The following is a 17,829-nucleotide window of genomic DNA, read 5'->3' on the forward strand; positions in this document are numbered from 1 at the left end:
TAACCCTGTCAAGAAAGTCAACGGTCAACAGTCAACTTTTCCTCTGTGCTATCCTCTGGTTGCAAGTTGGCTAAAAAAGCTTGTAGCTTCATCCGCTCAATATAAGGCCAGCCACCCTCAGCTTCAATATCTTTGAGTAACGAGTAAAGTTGCCGACGATTTTCAGGTAAAGTTTCTTGAAAAGCGCCATCGCGGATTTCTCGGTGCAACTGCTCTAACTGCCGCAGCAGAGCCAAAATAGCTATCGAATTTTTTTGACAACTTTCTACTGCATCATACACCGTAGTTGTAATCGTTTCTAATTTAGAAGCCAATTTCTCTGTATCTAAGCTTCTGTCGTTGTTCATTCCTGCTTTTCCTAAAAATCAAGTCTACTCAAATTTACCGGAGATTTTTGGCTTTTACGGGCGAAGGGCGATGTTATACCATTTTCCTTTGGGTGGTTGCTTGTTGCTCCTTAGTGGTTTCTACAAGGGCAGAGTATGACTAGATTAACCTGCGGATGCAACAGAATTGCGATCGCTTCTTAATCAAAGCTGTGAACTTTCCTCCAGCCTCAACATCAACTAAAGGCGATCTCAATCTTCTTAGTTAACAGAATCACGGAAGTCCCCACCCTGCTGCGCTGAGGGTGGGGATGGACAGTGGGCGGCGACGACTGACCCCCGACTGGCATCAACCGTCAGGTTGATCGGGGAGTGGGTTCGTTGATAGCGGAGCGTTAGCGAGTCTTCGCCCAAGGGGCGACGCTAAGAGCGAACGAGCGTCGGAGTCGCCAGTTTTTTGGCAACGGCGAGTGAGACGCGAAACGTTGATGGTTGTTTCTATGAGCGATACGCAAAGAGCGAAGCAAGCCGGAGTACTTCACTACCAGATTGCTTTGATTTTGAGTTTCAAAAAATCGTATGATCTGGCTGATTTCCCTATTTAAACCAAGGGCTGTATGTAGTGGCGACACATACATCATACATAATGTCTAAAGCGATGCCACTTTTGCCATACGCTATAGAAAAGTACCAAGGGAATTTTCCCCTTTTCTTTTCCTGAAAGCTCAGGGCCAATACCGCTCTGTGTCTGGCCATACTTAACCTATGTGCCTAGACTCTACTCAATGCTGACTATCTCAAACCGATGCTGTGTACTGGACAAACTAGGATTTCTATCCTAGAACCAACAGCAACAGGTTGACAGAGGTTTAGCAAAGATTCAATTTGAGCGGTAGCACCCAGCTAACAGTAACCCCTTTGGGAAACATTTAAAGGCGATTAGCCTGATAAACCCCGCCATTAGGGCTGTTTCTCATCAGAGAACAAAACTTTAGTGCAGTTTTACAACGTTAGATATTAATTTTTGAAATTGAGGTTGACTATGAGGTATCGCGCTTTAATTGTTGCATTTTTGGCCTTGTGCTTGGGGCTAATCACAGCTTGTAGCGATGGTTCATCTGCTAGCAGTAGTAAAGATGTACTCACCTATGAACAAATTCGCGGCACTGGTTTGGCTAACAAATGCCCTCAACTAGCAGAAACAAGCCGTGGTTCCATCCCCTTAGATTCTAGCCAGTCCTACTCCATCAAAGAACTTTGCTTGGAACCTACTAATTTCTTCGTTAAAGAAGAACCCGCTAACAAACGCCAAGAAGCAGAATTTGTTGCTGGTAAGCTGTTAACCAGATATACCTCCACTATCGATCAGGTACAAGGCGATCTGACATTTAACCAAGATAAGAGCTTGACATTTGTAGAAAAAGATGGTTTGGACTTCCAAGCTATCACTGTCCAACTCCCTGGTGGTGAGCGAGTTCCTTTCTTATTCACCATCAAAAACTTAGTTGCACAAACACAGCCTGGTTTGAATAGTGTTAATACCTCCACAGATTTTGAAGGCAGTTTCAAAGTACCTTCCTATCGTGGTGCTGCTTTCTTAGATCCCAAAGGTCGTGGTGTTGTTAGTGGCTATGATAATGCCGTAGCTCTACCTGCTCAAGCAGATGATGAAGACCTTACCCGCACTAACGTTAAGCGTGCTGAAATTCTTAGTGGCAAAATTTCCCTACAAGTAGCAAAAGTAGATAGCTCTAGTGGTGAAATTGCAGGTACTTTCGAGAGCGAACAGCCCTCTGATACAGATTTAGGTGCTGGTGAACCTAAAGAAGTCAAAATTCGTGGTTTGTTCTACGCTCGCGTTGAACCCAATCAAGGCTAATTTATCGTAAGCATTAGGCTTGAATGCAAAAATTAACTCACATACACCTTTTATTGCTAGGTGTATGTGTTTTTTTGTGGCTCAAATAAAGCGCGATCGCTAATTTATTACACTTTGCATCTCAAAATCCAGTTGTCAATTGTTATACACAATCCGCATTCTCATAGGTAATTAAGATTTTCGTAGGGGCGGGGTTTCCCCGCCCTTGTGTGGGTTTCAATGTTACATTTGTGATCGCAGTTAGGTATTAGTTATTGAAAGGATCTGGTCTAATACCCGCCCATAGCAAGTGGCGTGATTTTTAGATTTATTTGTACGGGCGGGTTCACCGCTATCTTCATTTATTAACAAAGATGCAAATAAACCCGCCCCTACCACAGTCCTAAACTCCATCCTCTTATAGGTGGAGTTTTTTATTTATAGATTGTAATTTTTTAAATATATCTTTATTAAGAGAACCTAAATCAATTAAATTAAATTCATAATTACACAAAATTTATAAATTTAAACTCTAAATTCATCGTGAATATTTACAGATGATAAATAAGAAAATCATCTGCTTTAAAAATAGTGGTTTGAAATTAGAACTTACTTGCTATCAACTACTGCTTGACAATAGATATCTAAGTATATTTAAGGCGAAAATTAAACCTTTTTCTAATAATTATAATTTTCTGGCAATTATTTACGTATTTTCACTAGACTCAATCTTTTTTACTGTTTGGCATAATTTGCAAAGGTTGATTTTTTTTATTTAGAAGTTCTCCGGATACTTCATAATTCAAATTCGGTACAATCTCGGTTCCAAATTTAATAAGAAATTTTATATTTTGGCTATATAGAGTTATTTGGCTGCAAGGAATACCAAAGCTAAATAACAAAAACAATCCTAAATTCGCTTGTTTAGATTTGGTGCGATCGCCAAAAAAAACTATGGTTTATTCAGCATCAAGTTGTTATGTACCATAGGTTAATTTGGCTTATTTAGGCTGATATTTAGCTAATATCATGCCATCGCACCAACTTTAGCAACGAATCCTTTTTTTTGCTTTGCTTAACAAATGCGGTGCTATGCCTACCACAGTCACCAACGAACTGAAGCATGAAACTTGGCAGTTATTGCGAGAATATCAGCAAACTCGCTCAGAAACTGTGCGCAATCAACTAGTTAATCTCAATTTTGGGCTAGTGAGAAGAGAAGCTCACTACTGGATGAATCAATGCCATGAAAATTACGAAGATTTACTGCAAGTCGGTTGTTTAGGTCTAATTAGGGCGATCGAGAAATTTGAAATTTCTAAAGGATATGCCTTTAGTTCTTTTACTATTCCCTATATTCGCGGTGAAATTCAACATTACTTGCGAGATAAAGGTGTGACTGTGCGGATTCCTCGACGCTACTTAGCACTGCAACAGCAAGCTATTGGAGTCTCTCGTTCTTTACGAGTAAAATATAATCGTCAGCCAACAGACTCCGAACTAGCAGCCGCATTAGATATTTCTCCCGATGAATGGCAGGAAATTAAATTAGCATGGATCAATCGCGCACCTTTGAGTTTGGATGTGCCCATCCAAGATGGAGAAGAAGGCGCAACTAGCTTAGGCGAATTAGTACCAGATCCGCGTTACCGTAGTTTTCAATTAGCACAAGAAGACCAAATTCGTCTACAACAAGCTTTGGTTCAACTAGAACAACGAACCCGTGAAGTTTTAGAATGTGTCTTTTTACATGATTTGACGCAAAAACAAGTAGCAGAGCATTTAGGAATTAGCGTAGTTACTGTTTCTCGCCGAGTCAAAAAAGGGTTGGATTTGTTAAAAAATCTCATGGGTGTAGCGGAAGATTAACTATCAATCAGTTGCCCCCGCAGTTATGCTGGCCTCACAGTACTAAAAATAACCATTGAAATCAAAAAAATTAGGTTATAAAAGGAACAGACTTAGCCTTGAATAAAAATTTTAGGCATGTTTATGTTCCAAACAAATTTTCCTATAGCTTTTGAGAACGGCTAATGGGTAGAAAAAATTCCACAATCGCGGGTGTAGCCATTTTAATGTTAGCGATCGCTGGATGTAGTTCTGAAGAAACACCACAGGCTAGTAATCCTAGTCCTGGGGCTAATCTTCCCCCGACTACAAAATCAGCAATTAAATCGCCAACCGCTACCCAATCTTTTAATAATCCAATTGTCCCTGGTAAACAATCAAAAGTTGCCGCCGCAACTTATAGTCCATCGGCTACTTTAATTCAACCCACTAATGCTACAGAGCGGTTAGTGATGATAGCAAAAGGCCGAAATGACCCCTTTGCCGAAATTGTCCAAGCACCAACAGTTCAAGGACTTACCACAAATACGGCAAAATCTATTCCTAAGTTACCTCCCCTACCAATTGCTCAACCACCAGCAAAAAAGGTACCAGTAACTAGTGGAGTACCATCAACTACTCTCAATCCACCAGGGAGCAATAAGCCAAAACCTGCGCCTAAATTGGCTCTCGTAGCGAAAACTCCCAAAGTTGCGCCTAAATTGTTGCCTAGATTAACTCCAGTATTACCGCCGGTTATTCCTAGCCCCAAACTAGTATCTGTATTACCAGAAAAACCACAACCAGAATTAGCAAAATCTGTGCTTGTAACTGGCGTAGTTTTAATTGGTAAACAACTCCAGGCGATTATCCAAGTCCCAAATGAACCTACTAGTCGCTATGTACAAGCGGGACAGCGATTAGCTAATGGTCTTTTAATTAAACGTATTGAAATGAATGAAGGCTCCAATCCTGTTGTGATTGTGGAACAATATGGTATTGAAGTTGCCAGAATGGTAGGCGATAATCCTGCTAATTCCGCAACACCAACTACAAACCCTGGCGCAAATCCTGTTTCTTGGATAACGCCATCCCAACATATTGTTGCTGTCGGAGCTTCATAAGTGGAGACTAAAGAAAAAATTGAATTTGCTGGCTTACCATTAGCTGTTTATCGAGAGATAGCAGCGCATTTGCGTCAAGTAGAAGGCTTGGAAGTCGGTTTGATTCCCCAATCATCCCTACAGTTTGATTATTACCAAAGTCAAATTGAAGGTTTATGGTTATCTTGGACATCAAGTCCGACAACTCAAAATGTCCAACTGGTTCAGCAAATTCTTGCTTATTACCGAAATCGCTATGGTCTGTAGAAATTCAGGTAATAAGTAGCAATTGTACTTATTAAAGTTAAGTACACCAACACACATGAAAAATCAACTAGGGGCTAGGCGCTAGTATTTTTTACTGAGCACCCAGCATGGGCGTAGTTTTTTTAGTTATGCCTATGCTGTGCGTAAGTATAACTATTCTGTGAGAATAGTTAACATAAATAGGGTATAAAAGTCAATGCCCTATGCCCCATTTTCAATTTAATTTAAAATACTACTTTATTTTGACTGGGCTACGTAATTTGTAGGTTGATTTTATAAGTTTATATAAAGCATTACGAATTACATAATTTAAAGACTAGACCAAACCAGCTTGAAAAATTTGGCTTGGGGTGAGGTTTAATTCGGGAAAAGCTTGGGATATGATGCGATCGCTTTCTCGAAACTTGCTTACCTGATATTCGCCATCAACTAAGTTACAGACAGAAATTGTTGGTTGTTTGGGGTTACCGAGAAAATTCCGTCCCCCGCAAGCGGCATAATCTACTATCCAATATTCTGGGATGCCCATCTCTTCATAGTCAGCATATTTGATATAGTAATCATCCCGCCAATTGGTTGATACAACTTCGATGGCTAAAGGTATGGACGCCCCTAAACTAACTATGGATTCTTTTTTCCACAATGGTTCATTTACTAGATTTGCACGATTGAGTACTAAGACATCTGGTAAATAACCAGAATCTTTTTCTGGAGGTCTAACTATAGCTTGGTTTGGGATAACGTAGGGAAGGTCTAATCGATCAATTCCCGCACTCAGCTTGATGGTTAAAAATCCTTTAACTTCTTCGTGTTCTCCTACTGGTTGTGCCATTTCAACAATAGTTCCATTATGTAGTTCATAACGTACCCCTGAGTTTTCCGGGAGCCAATTGACGAATTCTGCAAAGGTGACTAACTTGGGTATGGCTTGAGTCATAGCTAATAGAAAATTTCTGCTCTAGAAATATTATCTCTAATCTCTGGGGCTATAGTTAGCTTGACTCTAACATCATGGTTCAGCAGTTGAATTGAAATGATGGTATTGTGACAGCTTATATCCGACTAATTACTGTATAGTACGGATGTCTGGAGCAAAAGTTCATCTAATATTATGCAATTGTAAATTGCTGAGGTAAACTGGCAAGCAAGTAATGCAAAATATTACTCAGCTGGTCTTCGGTCTTGGCATCACTCACAATGGACAACTGGCAATTTCTGATACAGAGACAGGGCGATCGCGCTTGGCATACCCTGGAATCGCCAAAAGGAGAAATTATAGAGGGTCGGTATAGAGTTTTGGCTCGTTCTAACCGTCCTAATATAGATGTGGAAGTAAGGGTAATTCATTCCTCTACCCAAGAGGTACCACCTAAGCGGCGAATTCAAAAGCGATCGCGCCGTACTAATAATGAAGGCTTAATGGCGGTAATTCCCTATACCTACTTCAAACCGGGAATTTGGGAGTTGCAATGTTCTGGTGATTTGATGTCGGATATTCTCGGTAAATCTTGGCAGTACAATATCTATTTACGAGTTTTACCGCAGCAAACAGATGTCCAGGTAATGCCATCAGATGATAGTAATGATGTGTCATCGGATGGTGATGATGAATTAACGACGATTTCTGTTGTCAATTTGCTGGCTGGTAATTCAGTAGAATCTACATCTGTACAAAATTCATCTCTCAGCGAACCAAGACCGACAATTACACCGCAAACTAGCTCTCAGACAAAGACGCCAGTTGAATATCTAGAAGAAGATGTCATCATAGATCAACCTGTCAGCCCTGTGTGGGTTAGAGGTGTGACGGCAGAGCAACTTTTACAAAATTTAATAGATTTAGCTTTACCTAGCGGGGAATCGCTTTTAGATGAGGAATTGCTAGCAGAACCGCAAATACAGCCAGCATTACCACCATTATCGTTAAATTTAGAGCAAGAAACCTATGTTGCGCGTTGGGGTGAATCTCTGACAATTAATGGGCGGGTAGAACTACAAGAAAAAACGGATTGGGCGGTAGAGATCCCTTACTTAGAAAGTCTTTATTCTCTAGAAGTCAGAATTTCCCTGCGATCGCCTGTAAAATCGGATATTTTGAATGAGGTTAGGCAATCATTACCGAATGAACTCTTACCTTTTAATATTGAATCTTCAATTAATATTCCTGCTGATTGCGAATCAAAATTAATTTTAGCGGAAGTCAGTTTGTATGGTGCGCTGACTAATGTTGGTGAAGTGACACTTTTAGCTAGCCAGCCATTTACAATTACAGCAGATGTCAGCGAATTACTGGCTATTACAGCCGCATTTACTAATACTTCTGAGCTTGAGGAATTAGAGGTTGCTGAAGTCCCTGAACGAGCGGCTGGAATTGATTTGTCACTGTTAAATTTAGTCAAAGCTGTACCTTCAGATCAGTCTCTAACTTTAGAAAATAAATTTTTACCGCCTGAAATTAAACCGCGATCGCGTAAAAAATCATTAGATAGTCATCGGGGGCTAGAATTGCCGAATATGCCGCCTCTACCACCAATTAAGCCAGTGGATACGGCAATTTTGGCAGAATCTTTGACAGCAGAGGCGACAACCACAGAACTTGCTACACAGCCAGAAAGCTTGGAGAAGGTGGAAACCTTAGCCGCTATCAATATGGAGCAATTAGTAATTAAAAATCGGCGCATGTCGATGCTGGCTACTACATTTCCATACTTGAAACCGTTAATGGCGGCGACAGATGAAGATGAAGCGGTTCAAAGTGAGGTTGTTGATACATCTAGTTTGCATTCGCCAAAAAACTCACAGATGCAGCATAGTGCTTTAGCTGGGACTGAGAATACAACTGAGTTGTCGATTGACGATCAACAATCTCAGGTAACATCTGTGACAGAAGTATCTGTATCTCGACGTTCCAAGTTAATTGATGCTTATGTTGCAGAAGTGACTAACTCCCCTCGTCCGGAGTTAATTGACGATTTTGTCACACCAACAGCAACTCCACCTAGTTCGGAATTAATCGATCAGTCGATATCCCCAACAGACACTCCGCCTAGTTCGGAATTAATCAATCGAGATGTACCCGCAAAAGCAACTCCACCTAATCCAAAACTAGTTATTGAAGGTAATCCTTACTCTTCGCCACTGATTACAAAATGGCTAGAAAATCAGGGATTCACTTTACCGGAACCGATTCATTTACAAGACCAAGACGAAGATTGTGATGTTGTAGTATCTGAGACAGTCTCAACTCAACCAGAACGTGTTTCTACTCAACCGGAAATGTCATCTATGTATACCAGTACTGAGGAGATTCCGTCAGATTGGTTAGCGATCGCCCAACAGGATTTAGAGTCAGCAGATAACCTGGTAAAAGCATATTCCACACCATCATTACCAGTTCCCCCACCACCACCGCCACCGCGTTATCAAAAGATACCCTTACCCAAGCGGGAAGAAATTGTTGTAGATGATATTTATGTTGAAGAAGAACCGGAGGTTGAAATACCAGAAACTCTGCCTGTAGAAGAGGAAGTGCCAGAGGTACCATTGATAGCAGAGCGATCGCCTTTACCGCGAATGGCTGGGCCTGTAGTCGAACTCTTACCCACACCAAAATTGTATGTACCAGAAGGCGAACTGATTGCTGGCTTATCTGTAAAGGTACGTTTGGAATTACAGCAAGTGTCTTCAGAAGTAATTTTGAAACTATGGATTGAAGATTGTCAAAGTCGTTGGTTAATTGATGGCCCCCACTTGCTGAAGAATTTGCAGACTAATTCTAGGGGAAGGCTGGAGGTAACGACGCAGTTAGATATTCCTTTTGGTTGCGTAGAAGTCCGCATTGAGGCGATCGCGCTGAACCCCGAAACCCAGCAGGAAAGCCATAAAGTATCGCTAACACGAGCTGTGATTCCACCCAATTTACCAACTTTGCAATTAGATGAATTATTAGGTATTTAGACATGCCTAGCAACTGCGGCTGTGTTAAAAATCTTTAGAATTTAAAAAATGAGACAGAATTTGCAGTAAGCTCATCTTGAATTGAAGTTTAATTTAACAGGAATCATTGACTATGACTTCTCAACTTTTGCCTTCGATTTTGGCTAGTACTTCCTACCTACCTGCTCTGTTCGTTCCCATCATTGGTTGGGGCGTACCCATCGCCGTATTTGCGTTTTTGTTTCTCTACATTGAACGCGAAGATATTGCCTAATTGAGTAATAGCTCAATTAACCAACAACTAATGACCCATTAATAATTAATACCGCCTATCTCAGTGAGATGGGCGGTTTTTTCATAATGTTGATTTCTAAACAAGTGCTAGAGAATCTACACTAATTATGGTATTGGCTCTAGCTAATATTAAAGTGAAGAACCGATTCCGGCATAGGCTCCGTAAAAGAAAATGCCGACAACAGTTATTACACCTAAACCTGCGATCGTAGCGACGACCCACAGAGGAATTCTCCCACTTCCAGACACAGTTTTCTCCTCCCTTTACAACAAATCAACGCAAGTTGAATAAACGAATGATTAACAAACTTTGTTCCAGTTAGTTAAAGAAGTAACTGGAGAACAGAATACCCAGAACAAAAACTAGTAGTAGTCCCAGGTACAGAGAAGTCCGGTTGAGTTCTACCGGCTGATTATTGGGATTGGGCGTTCTTTCCATGAGTTGCTCCTAGCGTTGAATAAACTGCATTGCGGCGATCGCGCCCAAGAAGAAGACAGTTGGCACACCTAAGGTGTGAACCGCAAGCCATCTAACTGTAAAAATTGGATAGGTAACTGGTTGATTGATGTTGTTGCCGCTAGTCATGATTTCAAACTACTTTCCGATAAAGTTTTCAACTTGCTTTTTAGCTTCAAAGCGGTTGTTCACAATGGGAACTTCTTGACGTACTTCGGTGAAATACTCGTTAGGACGGGGTGTGCCAAAAACATCATAAGCCAGTCCGGTGCTGACAAATAACCAACCAGCGATAAATAATGCTGGGATGGTGATGCTGTGAATTACCCAGTAACGAATGCTGGTAATAATGTCCGAAAACGGACGCTCTCCAGTGGTACCTGACATCGAGTTTTTACCTTTGCAAAGACAGTTATTGAGTTTATTATCCTACAAAGTTTAGAAAGAGTTACAACTTGCAACTTCCTTCTCATAAATCTGGATAATTACATAGGCGATTGTGACCCTAAGCTGGCTCGGAAGCGGCATTTGCGGCTACATTGGGATTATATTTTAGTAAAATACCGCGATCGCCAATAATAAATCCTTGGTTGGGCTGGAAAAACACGATCTTGTACAAATTAGCCGCTACTGTTTCCACATCCCGGTCTTTTTCCCAAGTTTTACCACCATCAGCACTGTGCAGTAAATTACCGCTACCGCCACCAACCCAAATATCATTAGGCGTACGATAAGCTAAATCCAGTAAACCCCAGCTAGTAGATAACTCTGGATTTTGTGCTTCTTGCCACTCATCGGGTTTTGTTGGGTCACTAAATTGTACCTGACCGCCCCGTGCTAGCATCCACATTTGCCCATCGTCAGCAAAGCCCATGTTCTCTACACGACGAGAACTATTGCGGTTATGGGGTACCCAAGCATTTTGTCCTGGTTCCCAAGTAGAGTAAAAGCTACCTTTGGCAGAAACAGCAACATACTTACCATCGATAGAACGTTCTAAGTTACGTACCACACCAACTGCTGCTTCTACTTGGGCTTTCCAGTTTTTACCGCCATCTTGGGTTTGATAAATAGCGCCTACATCAGTAGCCATCTCAGCTGCGTTTGGCCCCAAAGCGCTGACACTAATGGGATTACCAGGTAATTTTTCACTCAGAGCAATCCGCGACCAAGAACGACCTTCATCAGTAGTATGTAGTAGCAAACCAGGCTCGCCTGCAATCCACCCTTCTTTACCAGCAAAACTGACAGCATCAAAGCGATACCTAGAGTCATCAAGTTCTAGATTTAAGGGTTTCCAACTATCACCGCCATCATTAGTTTCTAAAATTGTGGCGTTGCTACCTACTAAGTAACCATGCTGGGGATTTTCTGTAAAAGCAATATCGAACAGTTTTGCTTCTGTGGGTACATTAATGATTGCCCAGGGGTTATAGCTGGTAGAGGGAACTTTGCTACAACCTATACACATCAGGACAACTATCAACAAGGCAAATATTCGTTGCCAACCTTTTAAAATTGCTTGCATCAGTATTTTTTATTTCGTAATTGTTTCTAAAGTTGTCAGTTGTCAGTTGTCGGGCATGGGGCATTAGGTCTGGGGCATGGGGCATGGGGCACTGGGCATTGGGAAGTTCTGAATATATCTCCCTACCCCTTGTTGTCCTCCTTGTCCTCCTTGTCCTCCACGTCTCCCTCATCCTTATGGGTGGGGATGTTTAATTAAGTATCTATTGTAACCCGTAGAGACTGATAAAAAATAAGAAGGCCAGTGCCAAAGCGCCGAAAATCAAGAGGTTTTTTTGGGTTGGGGTCAAGGTGTTGACGCCTAAACCGTAACCCAGATTTTCCCGAAAGCCTGATACTTGACCTGCTGGGCCGATGCTAGTGAAAGCTTGTTTTTTTGCACTACATACGGGACAGCGCCAATTTATGGGCAGATCTGCGAAGGGTATTCCTGAGGGAATATCATGTTTGTCGTCTCCCTTTTCAGGTTCGTAGACGTAACCGCAGGCACGACACTCATAGCGGTCTAACGCTTGAGTCTCAACAGCTTGTTCGCTTTGTTCGCTCATTGCTTAGGCCTCGCAGAGGGGCAAATATTAAATATACGTTACAAATTATGACATAACTGTTAGACTTTTCTATCACAAGTAAAAACGAATCAAATACCTTCAGCACTTCTGTTTCCCAGATTTCAGAAATGCCTAAAAGATATAATGTAAAAGAACGTTACAGCGTTATTTACACCATAAGCGGTAGATATCAATTGTGTTTGTTCTCAGCGGTTACGAGTACCTTCTAGGCTTTCTCATTATCTGTAGCCTAGTGCCTGCCCTGGCGCTCTCAGCGTCCAAGCTCCTACGACCCAGTGGCAAAAGTGCGGAACGGCGCACCACTTATGAATCCGGGATGGAACCCATCGGGGGAGCCTGGATTCAGTTCAACATCCGCTACTATATGTTTGCCCTGGTTTTTGTCGTCTTTGATGTGGAAACTGTGTTTTTGTATCCTTGGGCGGTAGCTTTCCACCGTCTAGGGCTATTGGCATTCATTGAAGCGCTAATTTTTATTGCAATTCTTGTAATCGCCTTAGTTTACGCATGGCGTAAAGGAGCTTTGGAATGGTCTTGAATTCTAATTTAACAACCCAGGACAAAGAGCGCATCATCAACCCGATTGAGCGTCCCAGCGTCACTCAAGACCTTTCAGAAAACGTAATTCTGACTACGGTTGATGACCTTTACAACTGGGCGCGGCTTTCTAGTTTGTGGCCGTTGCTATTTGGTACGGCTTGCTGCTTTATTGAATTTGCAGCTTTAATCGGCTCTCGGTTCGACTTTGACCGTTTTGGGCTAATTCCTCGTTCTAGCCCCCGCCAAGCCGATTTAATCATTACTGCTGGCACAATTACTATGAAGATGGCACCTCAATTGGTACGTCTTTATGAGCAAATGCCAGAGCCAAAATATGTGATTGCGATGGGAGCTTGTACAATTACAGGCGGGATGTTTAGCGTTGATTCCCCCACGGCTGTGCGTGGAGTTGATAAACTCATTCCTGTAGATGTGTACTTACCTGGTTGTCCGCCGCGTCCAGAAGCGATTATTGACGCAATTATCAAGCTGCGGAAGAAGATAGCTAATGATTCCATTCAAGAACGGGATCAAATTAAGCAAATCCACCGCTATTACAGCACAACTCATAATCTCAAGCCAGTAGAGCAAATTTTAACTGGTAAGTATATGCAGTCAGATACCCGCTTTACACCACCGAAAGAATTGGCGGAAGCGATTGGTTTACCAGTTCCACCTGCTTTATTGACATCCCAAAAACAAAAGGAGGGAACTAACCGTGGCTGATGAAGAATCTAAGCCAGTACCAGCAGCAGAAGAGTCTCTGGTAAAAGCCGGGAAAGTTTCCCAGTGGTTGACGGAAAATGGCTTTGACCATGAGGTTTTGGCACCTGATGTCAACGGGGTAGAGATAATTAAGGTAGAACGAGATTTCTTACTTCCCACTGCTACAGCTTTATATGCTTACGGGTTTAATTGTCTCCAGTTTCAGGGTGGTATTGACCTGGGCCCTGGACAAGATTTGGTGAGCGTATATCACTTAATTAAAGTAGGTGATAATAGCGATCGCCCGGAAGAAATCCGCTTGAAGGTGTTCTTACCACGGGAAAACCCTACAGTGCCTTCAGTGTACTGGATTTGGAAGACCGCAGACTGGCAAGAGCGCGAGTCTTATGATATGTTCGGCATTGTCTATGAAGGACACCCTAATCTGAAGCGAATTTTAATGCCTGAGGATTGGGTAGGCTGGCCTTTGCGGAAGGATTACATCTCGCCTGATTTCTACGAGTTGCAAGACGCTTATTAGACAGTGTTGATTGCTGAGTGTCAGCAGTGAGAATTGTGTTATCTCATCCCTAACCCCTCTCCGGCGGCGGAGGGGGGTATTGTTTTTAACATAAAGGTTCGCAAAGGAGGAGAGATATCTGAGTTGGAGAATGCAGTCTAGATTTCATCACCAAAATAGATGATTGAGAAAATTACGAAATAGCTTGATGCCAGTGGGTTCTTGGTAATTTTGCGGTAATAAAGCTAGCATTGCATTCTGTAATAATACTATGGCTGCATCGACTTCTTGACGCTTGGGTATGCTGCTGGGGGGAAAGTATAAAGGTTCGCCAAAGCGAATAGTTAATTTTTTCCGGAAAAATAGGTCATGAGTACCAATTAATGCTGTAGGTACGATGGGTACGCCAGATTTAAGGGCGTAGATAACAGTACCCCGCTTTAAGGGAATGTGTAATTGACCTTCAGTATCTCCTAATCTGCCTTCAGGAAAGAGAACTATACCATCACCCCGAGCTATGATTGTCATCACAATATTGTCTATTTGTCGTAGGGTTTGAATATCTTTACCTGTGGGTACGTTCTCTTGAATCGCTGTGGCTAATTCTACTAAGTCTTTTCGTCCAGCTTGCGCTTGTGCAATTACAGCAGATTCTTCTTTCCAGATCCTAGCTAAAGGAATGACACCACCAGCAAAGCGGAGGATGAGGCGTTTCCACCACTGATTGTAGAGTGTGCGAGCATCACCTAGTATGTAGTAGTAAGGATGGGGAGGAATTTCGCTGAGTAAGAGAAAGGGATCGATATGGTGAAGATGGTTAACAGCTAAAATTGCTGGTTTTTGCGGCAGTTTGTCTAAATATTCTACTCGGATGCGAAAGCAAGTATGAATGAGCGATCGCAAAACGAAACGCCGCACTTCACCGCTAACTCTCGGTTCTGAATCTTCAACAGTCATGGCTGTTAATTGCTGGAGAGTTTTTGTCATCATTTCCCGCACAGATGGATCGACAGCTGCGGCTAAACCTTCTCGTACTCGCTGGATGGCTGCGGCTGTTATCGGTGGTAAACTGTGGGATTGTGTTTGCTTTTCTTGGACTGTAAAAGTTGCTTCTTCAGGGTAGTTTTTAATCACAAATTTTCTAAAATTATTTTTACTATTGATAAGCAAATCATAGTTATTACAACTAGGTTATTCACCAATCTCTAGCGAGAAAATTTAAAAAAATTTCTCAAAATTAACAATATGATTTACCACAGTGAAGATACTTTTACAGGCTTGGGAGAATTGGCTTTATATTACCAAAGCTGGTTACCAGAGGGTAAATTTAAGGCAATTTTAGTCATTGTGCATGGGTTGGGAGCGCATAGCAGTCGATTTGGCAATATTATTGAACAACTATTACCTAAGGAATATGCTATTTACGCTTTTGATATGCGGGGTAATGGGCGATCGCCGGGACAACGCGGTTATATTAATAGTTGGGCAGAATTTCGTGAAGACTTAAGAATTTTTATTGAGTTAATTCAAAATAAACATCCAGGTTATCCTATATTTATTATGGGTCATAGCTTAGGGGGTGTGGTGGTTTTAGATTATATTTTGCGCCATCCCCAAGAAGCTAAAACCTTAAAAGGCGCGATCGCTCTTGCACCAGCAATAGGTAAAGTCGGTGTATCCAAATTTCGCTTACTTTTAGGTAAGCTACTCTCCCGGATCTGGCCGCAGTTTAGTTTAAGTACTGGTATTGATTTATCTACTGCTTCGCGGGATGAAAAGGTGTTAGCTGCTTACACCGCCGATCCTCTTAGACATACTCTAGGAACTGCGCGGTTAGCTACGGAATATTTTGCTACAGTTGATTGGATTTACGCCCATGCTAATGAATGGCAATTACCATTATTAATTCTTCACGGTGGAGCCGATAAAGTAACTTTACCAGAGGGAAGTGATATATTTTACAAATTAGTAAATTACCAAGATAAGCAGCGATTATTGTATCCGGGTGCTTATCATGAATTACAAAGTGATATAAATTACCGCGAAGTAATCACTGATTTAGAAAATTGGCTAGAAGAACATCATAATTTGTAATTTGTAAGTAGGTTGGCGTAATTAAATATAATTAGCAAGGGCTGTCATTAGTCATTAGTCATGAGTCATTGGTAAGAGGTTCAAGTATATTTATGTTTTGTAATATAATTTGATTTATTTATATCCTCTTACTTAACTTATAATGACAAACTTTTTGTCATCATCCTCAAAGTAGATTGGGATAAAACTTTTAGTAAAATTTGAGGACTTGTTTTAGGTGAAGGGTTGCGGTTGCAGTCAATGGTGTGAATTGTACTCTTTAATGGCGTAAAATTAACACCTGTTAGTAGCTAATTTCCTATTAAATTAGAGACAATTGGTATAAATTCAAATCACAGATAAACGCAAAAGGTATTAAACCACAATTATTACTCTAAGTCTTTGATTCTTTCCGTCAAAGAGACAGCATGATTACCAACAACTTTGGGGGTTGAGAGTTTGGACTAGCGATCGCGTGACAGTTAAATTACCACTACTATTAACATCAACTTCCACAATACAGGTGGAAGCATCAACCAAAGAGATGGGAACTTTGCAGGGAATTCAAGTATTAGCGGTAGACGATGAAGCAGACAATCTTGAATTAGTCACCTTCATTTTAGAAGAAGCGGGTGCTACTGTGACTTCAGTATCTTCCGCCAAAGCAGTTTTAGAGGTACTCAATCAAAAAGTACCAGATATATTGTTAGCTGACATTGGAATGCCAGAAATGGACGGTTATATGTTACTACAGAAAATTAGAGCCTTACCGCCACAACAAGGGGGAGAGGTAAAAGCGATCGCTTTAACCGCCTATGCAGGTGAAATCAATCAAAGACAAGCCTTACAAGCCGGATTTCAGCTATATCTTTCTAAACCAGTCGATCCAGACGAGTTATTAGTAGCGATCGCCCAAGTTTTGCAAAGTGATTGAACAAAACAGTCAACAGTCAACAGATTTTGTACAGTCCAAAAATACGATAATTTATCCTACCAAGGCAAGCGGCTGCCATCCCAAGAAAAAAATTGTCCGCTATCACCATCTTGAAGTTGTTCTATTACATTCAATAATTGGGTAACAGTTCGTTCTACAGAAAATAACTTTTCTGGTGGAACATTACCCTGAAAGGGACGAGAAAGCCTAGTATCAGTTGTCCCTGGATGTAGTGTGACTACAAAAGTTTTTGGACAGCTTCTAGCATATTCAATTGCGGCTGTACGCATGAACATATTTAATGCAGCTTTGGAAGCACGATAACCATACCAGCCACCAAGATTGTTATCGCCAATACTCCCAATTTTAGCAGAAATACTGGCAAAAACGCTGCGTTCTTTATGTTTAAATAAAGGCAATAAATGTTTGGCTAATAAAACAGAAGCAATACTATTAACTTGAAAATATTGCAGTAAATTATCGGCATTTATTTGGCGTAAACTTTTTTCTGGTTGGATATTTTCTGCATGTAATAACCCAACACAATTAACTACCAAATGCAGTTTATTTACTTGGGTACGTATTTTCTCAATCGCTGCTGCTATTTGTGATTCTTCTGTAATATCGACAGATAAACAAATCAATCTTTCACGATTAGCATCAGCCAAAGTAATTAATTCTCCGGCTGATTCTGCTTGTCGGTAAGTAGCATAAATTCGGCTAATTCTGTCATCTTGCAAGAGTTTTTTGACAAATCCCAAACCAATACCTTGACTAGCTCCTACAATTAATGTATTTACTTCATTAATTTCATCAAGAAAAGACATAATATTATTCACAACTATTGTTTAAGGAATATTAAAAAGTGATAATCATCACTAATGAAAAACAGG

Annotated in this window: 21 protein-coding genes; 11 read left to right on the top strand and 10 right to left on the bottom strand. The window is 41.1% G+C overall.

All coding sequences use genetic code 11. The annotated features are described in order from the left end of the window. Positions 1-17: 17 nt before the first annotated feature. Complete coding sequence (locus AACW45_RS20910; protein WP_190634437.1) at positions 18-347, bottom strand: hypothetical protein; 330 nt, start codon at positions 345-347, stop codon at positions 18-20. Between the two features lie 1,021 nt (positions 348-1,368). On the opposite strand from AACW45_RS20910, the gene AACW45_RS20915 reads away from it, so the two are divergent. The 4 genes from AACW45_RS20915 to AACW45_RS20930 all read left to right on the top strand — a co-directional run bounded on the left by AACW45_RS20915 (position 1,369) and on the right by AACW45_RS20930 (position 5,381). After that, positions 1,369-2,205 carry a photosystem II manganese-stabilizing polypeptide gene (locus AACW45_RS20915; RefSeq protein ID WP_190634439.1) on the top strand — a complete coding sequence of 279 codons (837 nt, stop codon included), beginning with the start codon at positions 1,369-1,371 and terminating at the stop codon, positions 2,203-2,205. Positions 2,206-3,276: 1,071 nt separating this feature from the next. After that, positions 3,277-4,053 (top strand): RNA polymerase sigma factor SigF, encoded by a 777-nt coding sequence (locus tag AACW45_RS20920; RefSeq protein WP_190634440.1) that lies wholly within the window; start codon positions 3,277-3,279, stop codon positions 4,051-4,053. 164 nt (positions 4,054-4,217) lie between these two features. After that, positions 4,218-5,135 carry a hypothetical protein gene (locus AACW45_RS20925; RefSeq protein ID WP_190634442.1) on the top strand — a complete coding sequence of 306 codons (918 nt, stop codon included), beginning with the start codon at positions 4,218-4,220 and terminating at the stop codon, positions 5,133-5,135. After that, complete coding sequence (locus AACW45_RS20930) at positions 5,136-5,381, top strand: hypothetical protein (protein WP_190634444.1); 246 nt, start codon at positions 5,136-5,138, stop codon at positions 5,379-5,381. It abuts the gene before it with no gap. A gap of 316 nt (positions 5,382-5,697) precedes the next feature. Here AACW45_RS20930 and AACW45_RS20935 read toward each other — a convergent pair whose 3' ends face one another. Continuing rightward, complete coding sequence (locus tag AACW45_RS20935) at positions 5,698-6,318, bottom strand: Uma2 family endonuclease (protein ID WP_190634447.1); 621 nt, start codon at positions 6,316-6,318, stop codon at positions 5,698-5,700. Between the two features lie 260 nt (positions 6,319-6,578). Here AACW45_RS20935 and AACW45_RS20940 point away from each other — a divergent pair, with 260 nt between their 5' ends. Together AACW45_RS20940 and AACW45_RS20945 are read left to right on the top strand one after the other, a co-directional pair. Then, positions 6,579-9,338: a hypothetical protein gene (locus AACW45_RS20940; protein ID WP_190634449.1), complete on the top strand. Its 2,760-nt coding sequence runs from the start codon at positions 6,579-6,581 to the stop codon at positions 9,336-9,338. Positions 9,339-9,450: 112 nt separating this feature from the next. Beyond that, the gene (locus AACW45_RS20945; RefSeq protein ID WP_096644024.1) at positions 9,451-9,591 is read left to right on the top strand and encodes a photosystem I reaction center subunit VIII; all 141 of its coding nucleotides are present in this window, start codon (positions 9,451-9,453) and stop codon (positions 9,589-9,591) included. Positions 9,592-9,740: 149 nt separating this feature from the next. Here the strand turns inward: AACW45_RS20945 and AACW45_RS20950 are convergent, their stop codons facing one another. The 6 genes from AACW45_RS20950 to AACW45_RS20975 form a co-directional block, all read right to left on the bottom strand. Further along, positions 9,741-9,860 carry a photosystem II reaction center protein J gene (locus AACW45_RS20950; protein WP_013190555.1) on the bottom strand — a complete coding sequence of 40 codons (120 nt, stop codon included), beginning with the start codon at positions 9,858-9,860 and terminating at the stop codon, positions 9,741-9,743. Positions 9,861-9,930: 70 nt separating this feature from the next. After that, positions 9,931-10,050, bottom strand: a complete 120-nt coding sequence (locus AACW45_RS20955) for a photosystem II reaction center protein L (RefSeq protein WP_010997988.1) — start codon at positions 10,048-10,050, stop codon at positions 9,931-9,933. Between the two features lie 9 nt (positions 10,051-10,059). Then, the gene (gene psbF, locus AACW45_RS20960) at positions 10,060-10,197 is read right to left on the bottom strand and encodes a cytochrome b559 subunit beta (RefSeq protein WP_015115279.1); all 138 of its coding nucleotides are present in this window, start codon (positions 10,195-10,197) and stop codon (positions 10,060-10,062) included. 9 nt (positions 10,198-10,206) lie between these two features. Then, positions 10,207-10,455 (bottom strand): cytochrome b559 subunit alpha, encoded by a 249-nt coding sequence (psbE, locus tag AACW45_RS20965; RefSeq protein ID WP_096644023.1) that lies wholly within the window; start codon positions 10,453-10,455, stop codon positions 10,207-10,209. Positions 10,456-10,573: 118 nt separating this feature from the next. Continuing rightward, complete coding sequence (locus AACW45_RS20970; protein ID WP_190634451.1) at positions 10,574-11,596, bottom strand: photosynthesis system II assembly factor Ycf48; 1,023 nt, start codon at positions 11,594-11,596, stop codon at positions 10,574-10,576. A gap of 202 nt (positions 11,597-11,798) precedes the next feature. Further along, positions 11,799-12,143: a rubredoxin gene (locus tag AACW45_RS20975; RefSeq protein WP_190634453.1), complete on the bottom strand. Its 345-nt coding sequence runs from the start codon at positions 12,141-12,143 to the stop codon at positions 11,799-11,801. A gap of 196 nt (positions 12,144-12,339) precedes the next feature. Here AACW45_RS20975 and ndhC point away from each other — a divergent pair, with 196 nt between their 5' ends. Genes ndhC through AACW45_RS20990 form a run of 3 tightly spaced genes read left to right on the top strand, consistent with a single transcriptional unit; the run spans position 12,340 to position 13,950 of the window. Then, positions 12,340-12,702, top strand: a complete 363-nt coding sequence (gene ndhC / locus AACW45_RS20980) for a photosynthetic/respiratory NAD(P)H-quinone oxidoreductase subunit C (RefSeq protein ID WP_045872960.1) — start codon at positions 12,340-12,342, stop codon at positions 12,700-12,702. Continuing rightward, positions 12,693-13,430, top strand: a complete 738-nt coding sequence (gene ndhK / locus AACW45_RS20985; protein WP_096644020.1) for a photosynthetic/respiratory NAD(P)H-quinone oxidoreductase subunit K — start codon at positions 12,693-12,695, stop codon at positions 13,428-13,430. The genes ndhC and ndhK overlap by 10 nt, the downstream gene beginning before the upstream one ends. After that, positions 13,423-13,950, top strand: a complete 528-nt coding sequence (locus AACW45_RS20990) for an NAD(P)H-quinone oxidoreductase subunit J (protein WP_190634455.1) — start codon at positions 13,423-13,425, stop codon at positions 13,948-13,950. The genes ndhK and AACW45_RS20990 overlap by 8 nt, the downstream gene beginning before the upstream one ends. A 147-nt stretch (positions 13,951-14,097) precedes the next feature. Here AACW45_RS20990 and AACW45_RS20995 read toward each other — a convergent pair whose 3' ends face one another. Next, positions 14,098-15,063, bottom strand: coding sequence for a lysophospholipid acyltransferase family protein (locus AACW45_RS20995; RefSeq protein ID WP_373462096.1), 966 nt, complete (start codon positions 15,061-15,063; stop codon positions 14,098-14,100). Positions 15,064-15,174: 111 nt separating this feature from the next. Between AACW45_RS20995 and AACW45_RS21000 the strand changes: the two genes are divergently transcribed. Then, entirely contained in the window at positions 15,175-16,023 is an 849-nt protein-coding gene (locus AACW45_RS21000) for an alpha/beta hydrolase (RefSeq protein WP_190634458.1), read from the top strand. 430 nt (positions 16,024-16,453) lie between these two features. Next, complete coding sequence (locus AACW45_RS21005; protein WP_242045733.1) at positions 16,454-16,936, top strand: response regulator; 483 nt, start codon at positions 16,454-16,456, stop codon at positions 16,934-16,936. Positions 16,937-16,992: 56 nt separating this feature from the next. Here AACW45_RS21005 and AACW45_RS21010 read toward each other — a convergent pair whose 3' ends face one another. Beyond that, positions 16,993-17,763: an SDR family NAD(P)-dependent oxidoreductase gene (locus AACW45_RS21010; RefSeq protein WP_190634459.1), complete on the bottom strand. Its 771-nt coding sequence runs from the start codon at positions 17,761-17,763 to the stop codon at positions 16,993-16,995. Positions 17,764-17,829 lie beyond the last annotated feature (66 nt).

It is taken from the genome of Calothrix sp. FACHB-168 (assembly GCF_963889195.1).
GTDB classification, from domain to species: domain Bacteria; phylum Cyanobacteriota; class Cyanobacteriia; order Cyanobacteriales; family Nostocaceae; genus Aulosira; species Aulosira anomala_A.

Excerpts from the sequence above, each read along its gene's own strand:
- AACW45_RS20910 (WP_190634437.1), bottom strand. The coding sequence starts at position 347 with ATGAACAACGACAGAAGCTTAGATACAGAGAAATTGGCTTCTAAATTA.
- AACW45_RS20915 (WP_190634439.1), top strand. The coding sequence starts at position 1,369 with ATGAGGTATCGCGCTTTAATTGTTGCATTTTTGGCCTTGTGCTTGGGG.
- AACW45_RS20920 (WP_190634440.1), top strand. The coding sequence starts at position 3,277 with ATGCCTACCACAGTCACCAACGAACTGAAGCATGAAACTTGGCAGTTA.
- AACW45_RS20925 (WP_190634442.1), top strand. The coding sequence starts at position 4,218 with ATGGGTAGAAAAAATTCCACAATCGCGGGTGTAGCCATTTTAATGTTA.
- AACW45_RS20935 (WP_190634447.1), bottom strand. The coding sequence starts at position 6,318 with ATGACTCAAGCCATACCCAAGTTAGTCACCTTTGCAGAATTCGTCAAT.
- AACW45_RS20940 (WP_190634449.1), top strand. The coding sequence starts at position 6,579 with ATGGACAACTGGCAATTTCTGATACAGAGACAGGGCGATCGCGCTTGG.
- AACW45_RS20945 (WP_096644024.1), top strand. The coding sequence starts at position 9,451 with ATGACTTCTCAACTTTTGCCTTCGATTTTGGCTAGTACTTCCTACCTA.
- AACW45_RS20955 (WP_010997988.1), bottom strand. The coding sequence starts at position 10,050 with ATGGAAAGAACGCCCAATCCCAATAATCAGCCGGTAGAACTCAACCGG.
- psbF (WP_015115279.1), bottom strand. The coding sequence starts at position 10,197 with ATGACTAGCGGCAACAACATCAATCAACCAGTTACCTATCCAATTTTT.
- psbE (WP_096644023.1), bottom strand. The coding sequence starts at position 10,455 with ATGTCAGGTACCACTGGAGAGCGTCCGTTTTCGGACATTATTACCAGC.
- AACW45_RS20970 (WP_190634451.1), bottom strand. The coding sequence starts at position 11,596 with ATGCAAGCAATTTTAAAAGGTTGGCAACGAATATTTGCCTTGTTGATA.
- AACW45_RS20975 (WP_190634453.1), bottom strand. The coding sequence starts at position 12,143 with ATGAGCGAACAAAGCGAACAAGCTGTTGAGACTCAAGCGTTAGACCGC.
- ndhK (WP_096644020.1), top strand. The coding sequence starts at position 12,693 with ATGGTCTTGAATTCTAATTTAACAACCCAGGACAAAGAGCGCATCATC.
- AACW45_RS21000 (WP_190634458.1), top strand. The coding sequence starts at position 15,175 with ATGATTTACCACAGTGAAGATACTTTTACAGGCTTGGGAGAATTGGCT.
- AACW45_RS21010 (WP_190634459.1), bottom strand. The coding sequence starts at position 17,763 with ATGTCTTTTCTTGATGAAATTAATGAAGTAAATACATTAATTGTAGGA.